Annotated in this window: 14 protein-coding genes and 4 pseudogenes; 6 read left to right on the forward strand and 12 right to left on the reverse strand. The window is 67.9% G+C overall.

Annotated elements, in window-relative coordinates; translation table 11 throughout:
* Window positions 1-2: 2 nt before the first annotated feature.
* Together NBZ83_RS20230 and NBZ83_RS20235 are read right to left on the reverse strand one after the other, a co-directional pair.
* The gene (locus NBZ83_RS20230; RefSeq protein ID WP_261575588.1) at window positions 3-848 is read right to left on the reverse strand and encodes a helix-turn-helix transcriptional regulator; all 846 of its coding nucleotides are present in this window, start codon (window positions 846-848) and stop codon (window positions 3-5) included.
* Between the two features lies 1 nt (window position 849).
* On the reverse strand, window positions 850-1,803 hold the full coding sequence (locus NBZ83_RS20235; protein WP_261570064.1) for an SDR family oxidoreductase: 954 nt from the start codon (window positions 1,801-1,803) through the stop codon (window positions 850-852).
* Between the two features lie 344 nt (window positions 1,804-2,147).
* Here NBZ83_RS20235 and NBZ83_RS20240 point away from each other — a divergent pair.
* Window positions 2,148-2,669: pseudogene (locus NBZ83_RS20240) on the forward strand (IS3 family transposase); the annotation flags it as partial.
* Window positions 2,670-2,694: 25 nt separating this feature from the next.
* Here NBZ83_RS20240 and NBZ83_RS20245 read toward each other — a convergent pair.
* From NBZ83_RS20245 to NBZ83_RS20265, 6 genes and pseudogenes are all read right to left on the reverse strand, one after another.
* Entirely contained in the window at window positions 2,695-3,048 is a 354-nt protein-coding gene (locus NBZ83_RS20245) for a hypothetical protein (protein WP_261570066.1), read from the reverse strand.
* Window positions 3,049-3,076: 28 nt separating this feature from the next.
* Window positions 3,077-3,601, reverse strand: a pseudogene (locus tag NBZ83_RS33920) (transposase); the annotation flags it as partial.
* A 40-nt stretch (window positions 3,602-3,641) separates the two neighbouring features.
* Window positions 3,642-4,517 carry an LLM class flavin-dependent oxidoreductase gene (locus NBZ83_RS20250; RefSeq protein WP_261570067.1) on the reverse strand — a complete coding sequence of 292 codons (876 nt, stop codon included), beginning with the start codon at window positions 4,515-4,517 and terminating at the stop codon, window positions 3,642-3,644.
* Window positions 4,518-4,760: 243 nt separating this feature from the next.
* The gene (locus NBZ83_RS20255; RefSeq protein WP_438803250.1) at window positions 4,761-5,360 is read right to left on the reverse strand and encodes an NADPH-dependent F420 reductase; all 600 of its coding nucleotides are present in this window, start codon (window positions 5,358-5,360) and stop codon (window positions 4,761-4,763) included.
* 396 nt (window positions 5,361-5,756) lie between these two features.
* Entirely contained in the window at window positions 5,757-6,719 is a 963-nt protein-coding gene (locus tag NBZ83_RS20260) for an alpha/beta hydrolase family protein (protein WP_261570068.1), read from the reverse strand.
* A 113-nt stretch (window positions 6,720-6,832) separates the two neighbouring features.
* Window positions 6,833-7,564 (reverse strand): SDR family NAD(P)-dependent oxidoreductase, encoded by a 732-nt coding sequence (locus NBZ83_RS20265; protein WP_261570070.1) that lies wholly within the window; start codon window positions 7,562-7,564, stop codon window positions 6,833-6,835.
* A gap of 96 nt (window positions 7,565-7,660) precedes the next feature.
* On the opposite strand from NBZ83_RS20265, the gene NBZ83_RS20270 reads away from it, so the two are divergent.
* A complete protein-coding gene (locus NBZ83_RS20270) occupies window positions 7,661-8,509 on the forward strand; it encodes a LysR family transcriptional regulator (protein ID WP_261570078.1) in 849 nt (282 codons plus the stop codon).
* Here the strand turns inward: NBZ83_RS20270 and NBZ83_RS20275 are convergent.
* The 3 genes and pseudogenes from NBZ83_RS20275 to NBZ83_RS20285 form a co-directional block, all read right to left on the reverse strand.
* Complete coding sequence (locus NBZ83_RS20275) at window positions 8,484-8,624, reverse strand: hypothetical protein (RefSeq protein WP_261570080.1); 141 nt, start codon at window positions 8,622-8,624, stop codon at window positions 8,484-8,486. The genes NBZ83_RS20270 and NBZ83_RS20275 overlap by 26 nt on opposite strands.
* A 260-nt stretch (window positions 8,625-8,884) precedes the next feature.
* A pseudogene (locus tag NBZ83_RS20280) lies at window positions 8,885-9,417 on the reverse strand (transposase).
* 241 nt (window positions 9,418-9,658) lie between these two features.
* Window positions 9,659-11,290 (reverse strand): peroxidase family protein, encoded by a 1,632-nt coding sequence (locus tag NBZ83_RS20285; RefSeq protein WP_261570081.1) that lies wholly within the window; start codon window positions 11,288-11,290, stop codon window positions 9,659-9,661.
* A 245-nt stretch (window positions 11,291-11,535) separates the two neighbouring features.
* Between NBZ83_RS20285 and NBZ83_RS20290 the strand changes: the two genes are divergently transcribed.
* From NBZ83_RS20290 to NBZ83_RS33400, 4 genes and pseudogenes are all read left to right on the forward strand, one after another.
* Window positions 11,536-11,664 carry a hypothetical protein gene (locus tag NBZ83_RS20290; protein WP_261570083.1) on the forward strand — a complete coding sequence of 43 codons (129 nt, stop codon included), beginning with the start codon at window positions 11,536-11,538 and terminating at the stop codon, window positions 11,662-11,664.
* Between the two features lie 9 nt (window positions 11,665-11,673).
* Window positions 11,674-11,805 (forward strand): annotated as a pseudogene (locus NBZ83_RS20295) (IS3 family transposase); the annotation flags it as partial.
* A gap of 103 nt (window positions 11,806-11,908) precedes the next feature.
* Window positions 11,909-12,568 carry a hypothetical protein gene (locus NBZ83_RS20300; protein ID WP_261570085.1) on the forward strand — a complete coding sequence of 220 codons (660 nt, stop codon included), beginning with the start codon at window positions 11,909-11,911 and terminating at the stop codon, window positions 12,566-12,568.
* Window positions 12,569-13,074: 506 nt separating this feature from the next.
* A complete protein-coding gene (locus tag NBZ83_RS33400) occupies window positions 13,075-13,644 on the forward strand; it encodes an HAD-IA family hydrolase (protein WP_261570087.1) in 570 nt (189 codons plus the stop codon).
* Window positions 13,645-13,774: 130 nt separating this feature from the next.
* Here the strand turns inward: NBZ83_RS33400 and NBZ83_RS20310 are convergent.
* The coding region (locus NBZ83_RS20310; protein ID WP_261575589.1) for a tetratricopeptide repeat protein at window positions 13,775-15,936 on the reverse strand (2,162 nt) is incomplete at its 5' end.

The following is a 15,936-nucleotide window of genomic DNA, read 5'->3' on the forward strand; positions in this document are numbered from 1 at the left end:
GGTCAGGGGGCCGAGGGGAGCTTCTGCGCGCCTATCACCGACAGCAGTTGGAGCTTGTCGTGGCTCTCACTGCCGGGCGTGGCGGTGAAGATCAGCAGGGCCTGGTTCTGGTCGAGGTCGAAGAGCATCTGGCAGTAGACGTCCAGCAGGCCCAGTTCGGCGTTGCGGATGCGCTTGTGGTGGCCGCGCGAGCCGGTGATCTCGTGCTCGCTCCACAGTTCGGCGAACTCGCGGCTGACGTCGAGCAGCTCGCGGGACATGGCTGCACCGCGGCTCCTGGGGCCCTTATGGGCGACCAGGGAGCGAAGGTCGGCGGTGAAGGCCCGGCTGTGCAGGGCGTGGTCCTCGTCCGGGTAGATCAGGCGGGTCTCGGGCCGGGTGAACCAGCGGTAGATCATGCTGCGCTCCAGCCCGGTGTAGGCGGTCTCGTCACCCAGCAGTGCCACGGCCGGCGGGGTCTGCAGCAGGGTCTCGCCGAGGCTGGTGACGACCTGGGCCGGGGTGTCCTGCAGCCGGTCGAGCACGTGCATCAGGCCGGTGTCGACATGGTGCGCGCGCAGGTCGCGGCCGGGCGCGGGGTGTCCCGCGAGGCGGAACAGGTGGTCGCGCTCGTCCAGGGACAGGTGCAGGCCGCGGGCGATGGCGGCCAGCATCGGCTCCGAGGGGCGCGGGCCGCGCTGCTGCTCGATGCGGCTGTAGTAGTCGGCCGACATGCCGCACAGTGCCGCGACCTCCTCGCGGCGCAGCCCGCTGGTGCGCCGGCGCTGCCCTCGGGGCAGCCCCACGTCCTCGGGCTGCAGCGCTTCCCGGCGGGTGCGCAGGAAGCCGGCGAGTTGGTTGCGGTCCATCTCAGCGCGCCGCGGGGACTGCCGGGAAGGCGACCTTGGCCAGCTTCTCGCCCTCGGCCCAGATCCGGCTCGCCGCCTCACGGTCCTCGGCAGTGCGGTAGAGCTTCTGCTCCGCCGGTCCGCCGGTCAGGTGGGCGAAGCCGTCGGGGCCGTAGAACAGCCCGCCCCGCGCGTCGGGGCTGGTCGCCGCGTACAGCGCCGGCAGCGCACCGCTCTCGGGCCGCTGCACCAGGAACGGCATGAGCGTCGGGGCCGTACGGAACACCCGGGTGCGCATGCTCGTCTTGGCGCTGCCCAGGTTCCAGCCCGAGGTCTGCAGGTTGGTCACCGTCAGGCCCGGGTGCGCCGTGTTCGACGCGATGCCCCAGCCGGCCGCACGGCTGCGCCGGTCCAGCTCCAGCGCGAACAGCATCTCGGCCAGTTTGGACTGGCCGTAGGCCTTCATCGCCTCGTACTTGTGCTGGTACTGCAGGTCCTCCCACTGGAAGGAGCCGGAGCGGGCAGCGAGTGCGGACAGTGTCGTCACCTGCGCGGATCCTTCGCGCAGCAACGGGAGGATGCGGGAGGTCAGTGCGAAGTGGCCCAGGAAGTTGGTTCCGAACTGCAGCTCGAACCCGTCCCGGGTCTCGTGGCGCGTCGGCGGGGTCATCACCCCGGCGTTGTTGATCAGGATGTCGACCGGTCGTCCGTCTGCGAGGAGTCTGTCGGTGCACGCACCGACCGACTCCAGGGACGCGAGGTCGAGGTCCATCGTGGCAACCTGGGCACGCGGCGCGGCGGCGCGGATGCGCTCGACCGCGGCCGCTCCCTTGCCCGGGTTGCGGACCGGCAGCACCAGGTCGGCTCCGGCCGCGGCGAGCCTGGTGGCGATCTGCAGCCCCAGCCCGTCGCTCGCGCCGGTGACGACGGCCAGCTTCCCGGCCTGGTCGGGGATCTCGTAGTTGGTCCTGGGCATCTCTGTCAGCGCCTCTCCTCAGCCTGCTGCGGTGATTTCCGCTGGCTTCTTCAGCCTGCCGGATTACCGCATCCGGATTCAGGGACGGTTTGTCCGTGGATATCGCTGACAAGCCCTGCCGGGGCCAGGCGACCGCGCCCGGCCGAGACGGCTGGCTCGCGTCTGGCAGTGGCATACGAAGTACTGGTCCTGGCCTGCGCCATTTGGGTGGCAGCTCGCAGTCGTTCGGACCTGCACGTTGACATGCGGCAACGGCACGGCGAACCAGAGGACGGGCACGGTGACCGACTTCCTGCGGTCGTGCTCGCTGGCGGGAACGCCTGCTCTACCTGATCTTCGTTCGGGTGTCCGGGTGGCTGGTCCTCCTCGGCCGTTCGTCGGCGTCGAAGGACATCGAGCTGCTCGTGCTGCGGCACGAGGTCGCGGTGCTGCGCCGCACCCAGCCCAAGCCCCGATGGGACTGGGCAGACCGGGCGGTCCTCGCCGCACTGATCCGACTCCTGCCCAGAACGTTGTGAGCCCACCGACTGATCACCCCCGGGGACCGTCCTATCGAACGGCTCGCGACCGAGAACACGACATGGGGCTACCAGCGGATCCAAGGCGAACTCCTCAAACTCGGCCACCAGGTCAGCGCCTCCACCATCCGCCGGATCCTGAAGACCCTCGGGCTGCTCCCAGCACCGAAACGCCAGACCGACACCACATGGCGGCAGTTCCTACGCACCCAGGCATCGACCATGCTGGCCGTCGACTTCTTCCACGTGGACTGCGCCATGACGCTGCGGCGCCTGTTCTACTTCTTCGCCCTGAAGGTCGGCTCTCGCACCGTCCACGCCCTCGGGGTCACCGCCCATCCCTGCGGCCTGTAAACCACCTGAAGTTTCGCCATTACGCGGCGATAGGTTGGCTGGTCGGGTGACTGGGGCCGAATAGGGTGAATGTGTCCTGGGCTGCGGTGATATCGGTTATCCGGGTGCGCCGGAACGCGGCGATCATGTCCTGGATGGAGACGTGGCGCTTGTGGCGGTACCAGGGGGCTTCGTGGCGGCGGGTGGTGAGGTCGGTGGTGGCCAGGGCCAGGGTGTAGGGCCGGGCCTCGTCCAGGTCGCGGACCAGGACCACACGGACAGGGGTGCGGTGCAGGCTGCCCCACCACAGACAGGTGATCACCGCGAGGTCCACGGCCTCGGTCACCCCGTAGCGGGTCACCCTGGTACGGGTCCACGTCGCGGTGGCGGCCATCTCGGTGGCGGTGCCCAGACGTTCGCCCTTCCAGGCGGGGGTGTCCGCGCTTGCCGGTGCGCGGCGGTTCGGGTGCGTACAGGACCGCGTTGGCGGCAAGCCGGGTGGTGAAGGTGACCCGTTGGGGAAGGCCGCGCCAAGCGGGCCCGCGGTACAGAGCGTCGCCCACCACGTGGATCGTGCGTCCGGGCAGCGTCTGGGCGAGGAGGTCGACCATGGCGCGGGCCTGCTCGGTCTTGGAGGTACTGGTCCTGGGGATGTGCAGGCGGAACAGGACCGGCAGGCAGACCCGGCGGGCCATGAACGGCACCGCCACCACGGTGCCGACGATCACGAAGCAGTTGCCGCGCCCGATGCCGTCGCGTCCCTTGGCGGAGCCGTCGTGCTGGTACTTCGCGCCATGGACGTGTCTGCCGTAGCGGTGGATGAGGGTATCGTCGTCGTCCACCGCTACGGTGACCAGCGCCGCCATCGTCGCGAACGAGGGCGCGGTGAAGCACGGCCGCAGGACCTCCAGAACGATCAGCAGGGACGACGGTACGGTCACCGGCATCAAGGCCCACCCCGGTCAGTTCTGTGCTTCGCCTGGTGTCTTAGATCCGCGTGGTGATGAGTTCGTCGGCGACCCACTGGGCGGCACCGGCGGGGTAGGGCGCCGGCAGGCCGAGAACGACGTGCTGGAAGCCTGCGTCGATCGCCTTGCCGACTGCGTCCCGGGTCGTGCCGGGCTGGTCGTAGGAGACCGGCAGGTGGATCGAGCGGGTGATGGCGGCAGGGTCGCGCCCGATCTCGGCGCAGTAGCGGTCCAGCAGCGCGCTGCGGCTGACGACGTCGTCGATGTCGCCGCCCGGGATGTTCCACAGGTCAGCGTGCTCGGCAGCGATGCGCAGCACGGCGGCCGAACGGCCGCCGATGAGGATCGGCGGGTGGGGACGCTGGACAGGCTTCGGATTGCCGAACGCATCGGTGAGACGGTGGTAGGTGCCGTGGAAGTCGAAGGGTTCGGGCTCGGTCCACAACCGCCGGATAACCGTGCACGCCTCGGCGAGGCTGCCCACGGCGTGAGCGGCGTCATGGAAGGGCAGGCCGTGCGCCTCGTACTCCCGCCGAGCCAAGGGCTGGTCCGGTCGTGAGCCGGCGCCGATGCCGAAGTCGAGACGTCCACCGGAGACGGTGTCGACAGTCGTGGCGATCTTGGCCAGCATCGCGGGTGGGCGGATGCGGTTGCTGGTAACGAGCAGGCCGAGGCGCAGTCGCCGGGTCTGGGCGGCGAGGGCCGAGAGCAGGGTCCAGCCTTCGTAGGACGACCCGTCCGGGTCGCCGCCGATCGGCATGAGGTGGTCGAACAGCCACGCGTGCTCGATCTCGGCGATCTCGTCCGCCTCGCGCCAAACCCGCAGGATGTCGTGGTAGCCGATCTGCATCGGGGCGGTCATGATCCCGAAGCTGGGCCGGGGTGTTTGCGGCATGCAGCATCAGTCCTTTCGTTTCGGTCTTTGACCTTCGTCCCAGCGTCAGAGCCGTGCCGAGTGCGTCCCGACGGTGGGCCTCGCCGAGTGATGCTTTCCTGACGAGCGACTCGGCGCTGAGGGATAATCGCTGCTGGTGGCGCTGCGTCGCCCACGGGTTGGGCTCCAGGCTGCGCTTCACCGGATCGTGGCTACGGCGGGGACTCACTGGGTAGCGGGCGGTACCGCCCGACGCGACTGCTGTCAGCGCGTGATGGCGATGTTGAACCGCATCGTCTGCAAGGCCATGTAGGTCGCGAAGAACAACGGCGCGGCGTGCTCGGTGGCTGTCGCACTGGCCACGCCCCCGAGGTCGAGGATGCTCTCCGTGGTCCAGCCCAGGTCGGCCAGCAACTCCTTGACGGCCGCCTTGGCGTCCTGGTTCTCACCGCTGACGAACACCGTTGCCTGCGAGAGCGAGGCCAGCGGGTCCACCATGATCGAGACGTTCATGGTGTTCAGGGACTTGACGACCCGGGCCCGGGGGAAGCGCGTCTGCACCCGCCGGGCGACGCTGTCGTTGGGGTAGGCCAGCGCCATGTCCGGCGTGAAGGCGGCCGACACGTCCAGCACGATCCGATCGGCGAGGACATCCTCCCCGATCCCCTCCAACGTAGAAAGGACAGCAGTGCCAGGGATGGCGATGATGACCAGCTCGGCGCCCTGGACGGCATCCGTCTGACTGACCGACCCGGTGCGGTCCTCGGGGGTACGTGAGCCGTAGGCCACCTCGTGGCCGGCGGACGCGAGCCGTGCTCCCAGCGCAGAGCCCACTTTCCCCTTGCCGATGATCGCGATGTGCACAACTGTCTCCTGACAGTTTGGGCCCAGATAACATGAGCGATAGATGTATTAATTCGATGCCGAACCGCACTGACTGACAGGACACCCATACCGGACGATGCCCGGGGCGGCGTCTGCACGGTGCTGCTCGCGGCAGCCACGTTCAACCAGCAGGTCGTCAACAGAAACCTGCGCGCCCGCATGGGGCTAACCCACCCGGATTTCGGGGATCTCCGCCTACCTGGGCCAGGTCTTGGCAGGACTGTTCATGAGCATGCTCGCTGGAGGACTCGCTTTGAGCCGCGGCGCCTTTACCTGCCATGTCCAGCAGCTCAAGACGGCCCGCGCAATGACCATTTTGGGGAAGAGCATCGTTTTCATGCTGCTGGTCCGACGGGCGGATGGGTTTCGTGGGGCCTACTTGGATTCGACCCGGCCGAGCGAGTTGTCTCCGGCGGTCAGCGCGTCACACGCTGCCTGCCAGGCAGAATCTGCGGGATAGAGCTCGGTGCGCAGGTAGGCCCAGGTCAGCTGCTGGATTGCGGTCACCCGCTCGGGGTTCTCGTCCGTGGTCTCGGCGGCGTCATATCCGGAGATCCCGCCGAGCATGTGCCCTGCGTCGAACAGGGTGAGCAGGGACTTGGGGCCGGGAGCGAGGTGATAAGGGTCAGCGTGCCATTCCCAGCCTTGAACCGTCAGATGAGGCGAGACGTCCTTATCGCCGGCGACCACGAGCGCAGGTGCGGCCATCGCGGAGAAGTCCATGGTCGAGAAGAACGGAAAGTTCTTGGCCGCGGCCTCGCTGAGGGCATCGCCGCCTCGGCCGGGCGCGGCGAGCAGCACCCCCGCCTTGATCCGGGGATCGGCCAGGTTCACTTCCGTTCCGTCCTGGGGATCGGTCAGCCGCGCGCCCAGCAGCATGCTCGCGGTCTGCCCGCCCAACGAGTGCCCGACTACGGCAACCTTGCTGCGGTCCAGGCGCCCCTGCAGCTGCGGGACGGTGGCTTCGATCACGTCGAGCTGGTCGAGGATCCGCGTCATGTCCTGAGCCCGTGTGCGCCAGAACAGCGGCGCCTCGGGATCGTCGGGATCCACGCTGCGGGCCAGCGTCTTCGAGCTCAGATGGGTGGGCTGGATCATGACGAAGCCGTGCGCTGCCCAGAAGTCGGCGAGCGGGGCGTAACCGTTCAGCGAGGAGAGGTGGTTCGACCTGCCATGGCCGTGCGAGAGCAGGATGATCGGCAGCTCGGTTCCCGTCGCGGGCGCGGAAACCTTGACCTGCAGGTCCACGGCTCGGCTCGGAGCCGACAGCACCACCGGACTGAACGAGAGGACAGCAGTGGGCGCGCTGACGACGTCATTCGGAGTCGACTCGCTCATGATGTTGATCCTCTTCAGGGGCATGCCGCCGGTTCACAAGGCCGACGGCGGGGATGCGGGCGGGAACGCCCGGTTTCGGCTTCGCCGACCCGAGTGTTCCTCCGGCGTGCACATCACCAGGGCACTACGCCAGCGTCCTCGAAGAACGTGCCGGTCGGGCCGTCGTCGGGCAGGGTCGCGAGTTTGATGGCGATCGCCGCGCCCTGTTCGGGGGTGCGCACGCCGCGGAAGCCGTTGAGGTCGGTCGCGACGAAGCCGGGGCAGCCGGCGTTGATCAGGATGTTCGTACCGCTCAGCTCCCGGGCGTACTGGAGGGTGACGGCGTTCAGGAACGTCTTCGACGGCGCGTACGCCACGGCCACCGGACCCGTCGTCTGCTCACCAGCGGTTCCTGACTGCCGGGTAAGGGAGCCGACACTGCTGGACATGTTCACGATCCGCGGCGAGGCAGAGCGGCGCAGCAGCGGCATCATCGCGTTGGTGACGCGAATGACGCCGATCACGTTGGTCTCCACGACCGTCCGGATGGTGGCCAAATCGACCCGGGTGGGCTCCTGCGGCATACCACCAGTGATGCCGGCGTTGTTGACGAGCACGTCGAGGCGCCCGGCCTGCTCCTCGATCAGCCGTGCGGCGGCGGTCGCGCTCGCGTCGTCGGTCACGTCCAGCGGTACACCGAACGCGTCAACGCCGGCCGCGCGCAGCTTCTCCACCGCGGCCTCCCGGCGCTGATCGTCGCGGGCGCCGACGCCGACGCTCCAGCCGAGGGCACCCAGGCCCGCGGCGATCTCGTACCCGATTCCCTTGTTCGCGCCGGTGACCAGCGCAATCGTCGGTTCACTCATGGGGTCAATGCTGACCCGGACCCTGGCGAGGGGTCCAACACCGATCAGGTGGCCAACGATACCGCCCAGGTATCGATCCCGGGATAGCGTGGCTGCGTGGAGACCCGGGAACTGCGATACTTCGTCGCTGTCGCTGAAGAGCTGCACTTCGGGCGCGCCGCGCAGCGGCTCGGGATCGCACAGCCGCCTTTGTCACGGGCGATCCAGCAGCTCGAACGCCGGCTCGGGGCAGCACTCCTGGACCGGACCAGCCGCACCGTCACGCTGACCGAGGCCGGCTCGGTGCTGCTGGCCGAGGGCCGGGCGGCCCTCGACGCGGTCGACGCCGCCGACCGCCGGACCCGCCGCGCCGCCCTCGCCGCGACCGGCCGTCCCGGCCTGGTCCTGGCCACGAAAGCCGGCGCGTCCAGCGAACTGCTGGCGAAACTGCTCGACGCCTACGCCGCCGAACCCGGCGCGGTCCCCGTCGACGTCACCCTGTGCGGCCCGGCCGAGCAGGAACGACTCCTGCGCGAGGGCCGGGCCGACGTGGCGCTACTGCACCGGCCGTTCGACTCGACGGCCGGGTTCCACACCGCGGAGCTCAGCACGGAGAGCCAGGTTGTGGTCCTGCCGGCCGGGCATCCGCTCACCGTCCGGGCCCACGTGCACATGGCCGACATCACCGCGCTGCCAGGCCTGCCCCTGCCACGCTGGCCCGACCCCGACGGCGTCTACCCGCCCGGCCCCGGCCCGCAGGTCCGCGACCACGCGCAGTTACTGCAGCTGATCGCGCTCGGCCGCGCTTGCACGATCTCACCGGAGTCGTGCCGAGCCCAACTGCACGGGGACCTCGCCGCCGTGCCCGTGCTGGACGCGCCGACAGTCACCACCGTGATCGCCTGGCCACCGCACAGCCGGTCCAGAGCCGTCGCCGACCTCATCCGGACTGCGACACGTCTCTAGCATCACCGCCCCGGGTACGGGCGGTGATGACCAACACGCCGTCGACGACCGCGACCGACTCGACGACCACGGGCCTGAGTCGAGCAAGCAGCACGACCAACACCTCGTCGGCCATGCCCCAGCACCCCGCCGCACGAGCGCGAAGTCACGCCTCGTCAGCGCCGACGATCACCGGCTACGAAAATCTTGGATGAGTCGATTCAGCACACTCCCAATGGCGAAACTTCAGACCCGTACAGCACGTTCGAAAAGAAGTACCCCTCGAGGAAAAGGCCCTGCATCCTCTCCCCCGCCCCGTGCTCCAACGCCGAGCCCAGAAAGGGGGTCTGTTGCATTGTGGGTGGTTAGGCATGGCTGTTCCTGCCGAGCCGGTGATCAGATCGCGAGGGTGAGCTCGGCGAACGCGGTCGTCAGTCGGAGTCGTGGGTCGGTGTCAGTGCCGAGTTCGTGGTGTCCGCGGCGGATGTTCTGGATCAGCGCATGTCCGGAGCTGATCGTCTGGGCTGAGCGCAGGCGTTTCAGTCCGCGCATCGGGCGGAGCCGGGCTTTGAGCCGGCTGTGGTCGGATTCGATCCGGTTGTTCGCTCGGGCGACGTCGACGTGGCAGGCGGTGGGCAGTTGTTCCTCGAGGACACGGGGATAGGCGGGTGCCCGGTCGGTGGTCACCTCGGCCGGTTTCCGGCTGTGGGACAGGGCTCGGGTGAAGAACCGTCGGGCCGTGGCCAGGTCACGCCGTTCGGCGGCGAGGACGTCGATGACCTGCCCGACCTGGTCGATCGCCCGGTACAGGTAGGTCCACCGGCCGGCGACCCTGACGTAGGTACGGCCAAGACGATCACCTTGGGTGGGAACCGGAACCCGACGAACTCCGAGACCGGAACCGGTGGCTGGACGGCACGCCGACACATGAATCGATCATGCAGGGTAAGGGTAGGAGTCGCCGAGACCACGAACCTCACCGATGCAACAGACCCCTCGCAGGAACGAATCAGACGCCAACTTGTCCTCAGCGGCCTCATCAACGAATACGAGCGGGCCGCGTAAGAGTGCAGATCAATGCCGGTAACACAGTTCTGGCACCCCACACGCGAAAACCTGACGGCAAGCCTGCAACCCTCATCGGCCGCGGGGCCTGCTTTCGCTGGCGCGCTAACATCTGAATTCGACCACGACCTCGTCCGATGGCGTGGCATTGCGGGCGACAATCTGCCCGAGTGAGTGCGTTTCACCGATGATCTTTAGGCCGGCGGGCGAGAACGTAGCCTCGTTGAAGATGTTGCGCGCCAGTAGCGGGTTCGTGAGAGCCTGAGTGAACGCGTCGTGCGCCACCATGGTCGTCAGCAGCTCGCCCATCATGAGGTAGTCGGGGTAGTCCTCCGCGAAGATCCCCACGTACCACTCCAGATCGTCGATGTGCGTATAGAGCTTCTCGATACGGCGGCGCAACTGCGGATCGCTCGTCAGCTGGTCGAAACCCGACAGCCGCCGCAAGCCGAACGCCTCCCGGTACTCGTTGTAGGAACGCAGCCGAGCCTTGCGCATCAGCGCTACTGTCCGCTCCTCGATGGAGGGGTATCCGGGTCGGGACCCATCAACGAGGAAACTCGGCGTGTTACCGAGCCCGATCTTACCCGCACGCTCCCGAGAGCACAGCGCCATCAGCCCCTCGACTCCACGGTCGAGCACCAAGGGGTTGTTGTTACGGAACTCGCCTGGTTCCAGGCGATCTGGCCCGCTGCCGATCACATCCGGTACAAGCTGATGCCAGCGGTAAAGCAGGTTGAACTCGACGGCACTCCAGTTCGAGCGGTTCCAGAGCTCACCGTCCGCGAGGAACGGGACCGCTTCGATCGGGAAGTCGAATGGCCCGATGTGCTTGATGTACTGTTCGACCACGAGCTTCAGGGTCAGGACGATCATCACGTTACGAGTGGTATCGAACAGGCGGGCGTCATCCCACTCGGGGTATTCTGCCTCCAGCACGCCCGCGATCCGGTTGTGCTCGCGGAAAAAGACGACGTTCATCATCGTCTGACCTATTGTCGAGTTACCGTGCTCGAGGCCGACCGCGAACACCGTGTCCTTGTGTTTCTCCGAGACACCGTCGAGGATCGTCCCGATCAGGAACTCCTCATCGTGCAGGCCCTGGAACTCCGACTTGACGACGAGCGACGCACCCGGCTGCCGACGCTCGAAAAGGAAGACCGGGAACTGTTTGCCGTCAATGTACTGATGCTTCAGCTGGCCGCCGCTGCCGGAGCGCAGCAGCGACGTCTTGTCCTCGGTAAGGCCGTAGATCTGACACAGGTCGATCTCGTGGTTCGACGTGTTCCTCCGGTAGTCGTCACGGCTGGTGCGCAGGAAACTATCGGTGAACCACTGCGCGAAGAACATGAACATCACGCTGGTGTCTGTCGACTTGATTTCCCGATCTCGCCGGAACAGCGCGACGACATCGGCCTCGGCGGGCCATTTCGCCTGCTGCTGCCGGGTGGCCGGAGGGAGGTGGCGCCCGGAGTAGGTGCGATCGGTGAGCGTCCGCCAGGTCGTGTAGTCACTACCAAGCGTCAGAGCAAGCGGACGGGGAGCGGCTGCGTAGCCGTAGTAGTTGATGAACAACTGGCTCAGCCAGCGTCGCACGACCGGTACCTTGCCCAACGGCTCGACTATGTTCGGCAGGAACCGGCTGATCGCCGAAGGGAGTACCGGCGGCCTTAGCCCGAGCCGTCCGACGGTCCTTGCCAGCTGGCGGCTCAGCGGGGGGCGAGGCAGCGAGAACATCGAGTTTCCTCCTGGCGGCTCGGCGGGGACGAGTGCAGCGCGACAGCGCACTGTAACAGTCTGTCATCAGACCATCCCTGGAAACGCCGTGTTCACGGAATGTCCGCCGAGGCTCGCATGAGGTCTCATCAAGAGTGCACCCGAAACCGCCCTCAGCTGACCACCGGACCGCACAGACGGTGAAGTTGACCCAATTCTGTTCACACCTGGGCTCTTTGGGATAATGGTCCCAGGGAGGAGTACAGGTGTCGAGATCACAACCGCATTACACGGAGGAGTTCCGCCGGCAGATGATGGAGCTTGTCCGGGCTGGCCGCCCGCCCGAGGCGTTGGTCAAGGAATACGGCCCGTCGGGGCCGTCGATCCGTAACTGAGTGCGCCAGGCCGACCAGAAGGAAGACGCGCGGGCCGACGGGCTGAACATCGCGGAACGTGAGGAGTTGAAACGGCTCCGGAAGGAGAACCGGCAGCTCCGCGAGGAACGTGAAATCCTCCGCAAGGCAACGATTTTCTTCGCGATCCAGACCGAGCCTTATTCACAAGTGCTGACTTGAGCTGAGAAACCGGCTTCGAATTCGCTCGCAGCCACGCCGTCCAAGGCGAGACCGGTAACCGAAGGTGCACCGTCTGCTGCTCTTCCCCGTCGACCCCAACGACGACACTGACAGGCCCGACGAACCAGTCGCCCGCGCGATCCTGCTCGCCAGCCTCATCACCGGCATCACGCCGTCACGGAAAACCCTGACCGGCCCGATGCTCGCCGCGGAATTCGACCCATGGTTCACCGGCACCCCACCGCAAGGCAACGCCCTGCACGCCGATCCGACCTCACGCAGCCCCTACTGGAACACCCTCGACCAGGCCGTCACCGCCGCGACCCCGACCGCCAAACGCGCCACCGCCATCGCGGAAACGCAGCGCATCGCCGACCTGCTCGACCTCGCCGACACCCCAGGACTCACCGATGCGCTCGCCGACGCCGCCGCCGGACGATTCCCCACCGTGCCCGCGACATCGCCACTGGGACGGGAAGTACGCCGCTGGCTACGACTGTCCTCGACAGCGAGCTGGTCCCTCAACGACTCCACAGCCCGGATATCCACCGCCGAGTACGACCGCGGCCTCCTGCTGGGCTGGTTCACGGCCGTGCTACGCGGCACGCTGCACCCGGACCCGGACATCGCCGCCCGCACCGCCCTCCACCCCCTGGCCTGCAACCACAAAACCCTCGCCGACCCGGCCGCACAGGCAGCGGCACTGTCCCACCTGCGCAGCTGAAGCGGGACCCCTCCCATCTCCAAGCAGCCCACGGCGTCGCCGGAGCGATAGGCCCGGCGGCACGGCGACGAGATCGGTGAACGTCTCGACCTGGGGTTCCAGCTTCTCGCCACCCGCGGCGTGCTCGATGCCCCGCATTGGAGCGATGCCTGCAGCCCCCATGGAGGTCACGGTGGCGCCATGGCGGTCCGCCCGGCCGTCGGGGAGTCGGCGACGACAACGCAAGGTCGACCCTGGTCGCCACGCGCGGGGCGCCGCGCAGGTCCCTGCGGAGGCGTCGGGGTCGACGGGCAGCAGCCACGCTCCGGTGCGCCCGGTCGGCCCTAAACCCACCGCTGCCCGGATGCGCAACCTCTGCCCACCCACGGAGTGCCAGCGGAGCATGTCGGTGGAGACGAGCATCGACAGCGCTACCCAGGGGTGATCAGACCCTGACACCTCGTGAGACCGCGGGAGAGGTGAGCGGACCAATGACTGCCCGTTGCGTCGTCCTCGACATAGGTGGAGTGCTCGAAGTGGCGCCGCCGACGGGTTGGCTGCAACGATGGGAGCAGGAGGCCAATCTGCCGGCAGGTGCTGTCGCCGGGCGGATGGCCGATGTTTTCCGCGCCGGCTCGCTGGGGACGATCTCCGAAGCCGAGGTTGTTGCCGCAACCAGCACGCGATTGGACGTTTCCCAGGATCAGTTGGACAGGTTCTGGACCCAGATGTGGGACGAGTATCTGGGCACGTTGAACGTCGAGCTGTTCGAGTGGTTCCGCGCACTCCGGCCGCGCTACCGGACCGGGATCCTGAGTAACAGCTTCGTCGGCGCCCGGGAGCGCGAGCAGGAACGCTACGGGTTCGAGGACATCACCGACCTGATCGTCTACTCCCATGAAGTCGGACTGGCCAAACCCGACCAGCGAATCTACGCCCTCACCTGCGAACGATTGGCGGCCGCACCGCGGGACATGGTGTTCCTGGACGACGCCCCCGAAGCCGTCGAGGCTGCCCGGGCAGCTGGTTGGCAGGCCGTGCTCTTCCACAACACCGCGCAGGCCATCGCAGAGGTCCGCATCTGCCTGACATCCTGATCTTCTCTGCCGCTCGGCTGCCCCCGGGGCTGGCGCACGCGCCTCCGTAGGCCGGGCCCTGTGCGGACGGGCAGCGAGCCCGTGCACAGGAACTCCCGTATCGCCGGCCACTACGGCAAGACCGTGGCGATTATGCCGGTGGCGCGCCGCCGTCCGATTGTTCGCGGAGTTCGGTGAGGTTCGCCTCGCTGTCTCGGACCAGGCCGTGGGTGGGTCCGAGCAGGCGGGTGGCGTCGGCGATGAGCATCTGCCAGAGCTCGACGGCACGGGCGGGGTCGCCGGTTTCGGCAGTCCAGATAGCGATCTCAAAGCGGCTGGAGAGCGCGATGAGGTGGCTGTTTCCCAGGTCGGTGTGCGCGATGGAGGCGGCCCCCTGGGCGATGCGCAGTGCCGCGGCGGACTGGCCGGTATCGCCGGTATGCCGGGCGACGGCGAGGCGGGCCATCAGGGTTTGGGGATGGCGGTCGCCGAATGCTGCGGACGTGTGGGCGGCGACCTGTTCGGCGAGGAGAAGCGCTGTCGCGGCGTCGCCCTGTGCCGCATACAGAGCGGCGAGGTTGCTGCGGGCATCGATGGTCAGCCTGTCGTGGTCGCCCCATCTGTGGGCGGAGTCCGCCTCGAGGTCCCGCAGGAGTCGTATCGCGCCGGTCCTGTCGCCGGCGGCATCGGTCCAGATCGCTATCTCGAAGCGGCTGGAGGCGCTCATGGGGTCGTCGTCGCCGAACTCGCGCTGGTAGTCGGCGCCGACGTCGCGGGCGATCCGCAGCGCGCGCTGGGGGTCGCCGGCCTTTCCGACCCAACGGGCCAGGACGAGCCGGCTGTCCAGGGTGATCCGGTGGACCGACCCGAAGAGCTCGGATGTGTCGGCGGCTTCCTGTTCGGCAAGCCGAAGCGCCTCGTCGATATGACCGGCGTTCCCTACCCACCAGGCAAAATCGTTGCGCAGGTTGTAGAGCTCGGCAGGGTCGAGCCGGGTCGGGTCGCGCTGTGCCTCCTCGACAGCTGCGCGCAGGACGTCGACGGCCTCGTTTTCCTGGAGCAAGTAGCCCAGGCAGTGAGCGAGGCCAGCCGCGGCGGGCAGGTAGCCGCCGTCGCATGCTTGGCGGAAGGCGGTGGCCGCCTGGGTGGGGTGTCCCCGTCCCCAGGCGGCCCATCCGATGCTCGCCGCGTCCTCGGGACTGGCCCAACGCAGCAGCGTCGTCCACGTGGCGTCTGGGACACGACCCGCCTGCGGGTCGAGGTCCACCGCATCCAGGAGGTAGTCGAACCCGCTGTAGCGGTCGGTGCCGTCGCGGGCGATCAGGCTCGCGGTGGCCAGGATCGTCTCCATCGCCCAGGTGACGGCCTGCTCCCAGGGCTCCGGGCGCAGCCGTTCACCGCCACGCTCCGCCAGGTAGCCCTCGTGGAGCTCCTGCAGCACCGCGAGCGGGACTCCGGCCCGGCAGCCCGCCCGTCCGGCATCCACCGCCGCCGCCACGAGCGCGGCACCACGCGGATGCTCGCCCGGTGCCCAGCCGTTCAGCCACCGGTTGAGCAGGTCCGGCCCGGCCGCCAGGTATTCCGCGAGGCCATACCGGTCGGTGTGCTCCAGCGCCGAGGCGATCTCTGGATCATCCCGAAGCTGCTCGGCGCGAACGAGTTCCACGGACGTCCACGTGCGGGCCAGACGGATCTCAGTCGCAAGATCTAGAACCTCCCGGCCCGCGACCGCGTCCTCACCGCCGCCACGTTCCCCAGGAGCATCGGGTCGCCCGCGAAAATGGGCGTGCTCCTGAGCCCGCATCGTCGCCAGCACCACCCCGTCCGCCCGGCCACCAGGCTGGTCGAGAAACTCGGCCAACTGATGGACCGACAGCCCGCCCGGGCCCAGGTAACGCTCCAGATCATCCAGCCATAGGACGAACCGCCGTTCCTCACGCGCGGCAGCCAGCGCCCCGCGGATGGACGTACGCCGGCGTTCAGGGAAGACGAACGCATGATCGGGAAGGCATGCCCGCATCGCCTCGAACGCGGCTCTCGTCTTCCCTGCCGTCGAGTCCCCCACCACCAGGACGAAACCACCGCGGCGGAGCGCCGCCTCCAACGCGTCACTACGATCACGTCGCACGAACGTCGGCATACTGCCCGCCGACGAGGACATCCGCGCCGCGCGATGCACCCCGACGAACACCGGATCGGCGATGTCCCTGACCCGGGGAATCTGGCCTCGGCGGTCCACCCACACGTCCTCGGAAACCTGCCGGCCAGCCGCGGCATCCAACGCCTGATTACCCCGACTCGACAACACCGCCC

It is taken from the genome of Frankia gtarii (assembly GCF_025403375.1).
Classification (GTDB): Bacteria; Actinomycetota; Actinomycetes; order Frankiales; family Frankiaceae; genus Frankia; species Frankia gtarii.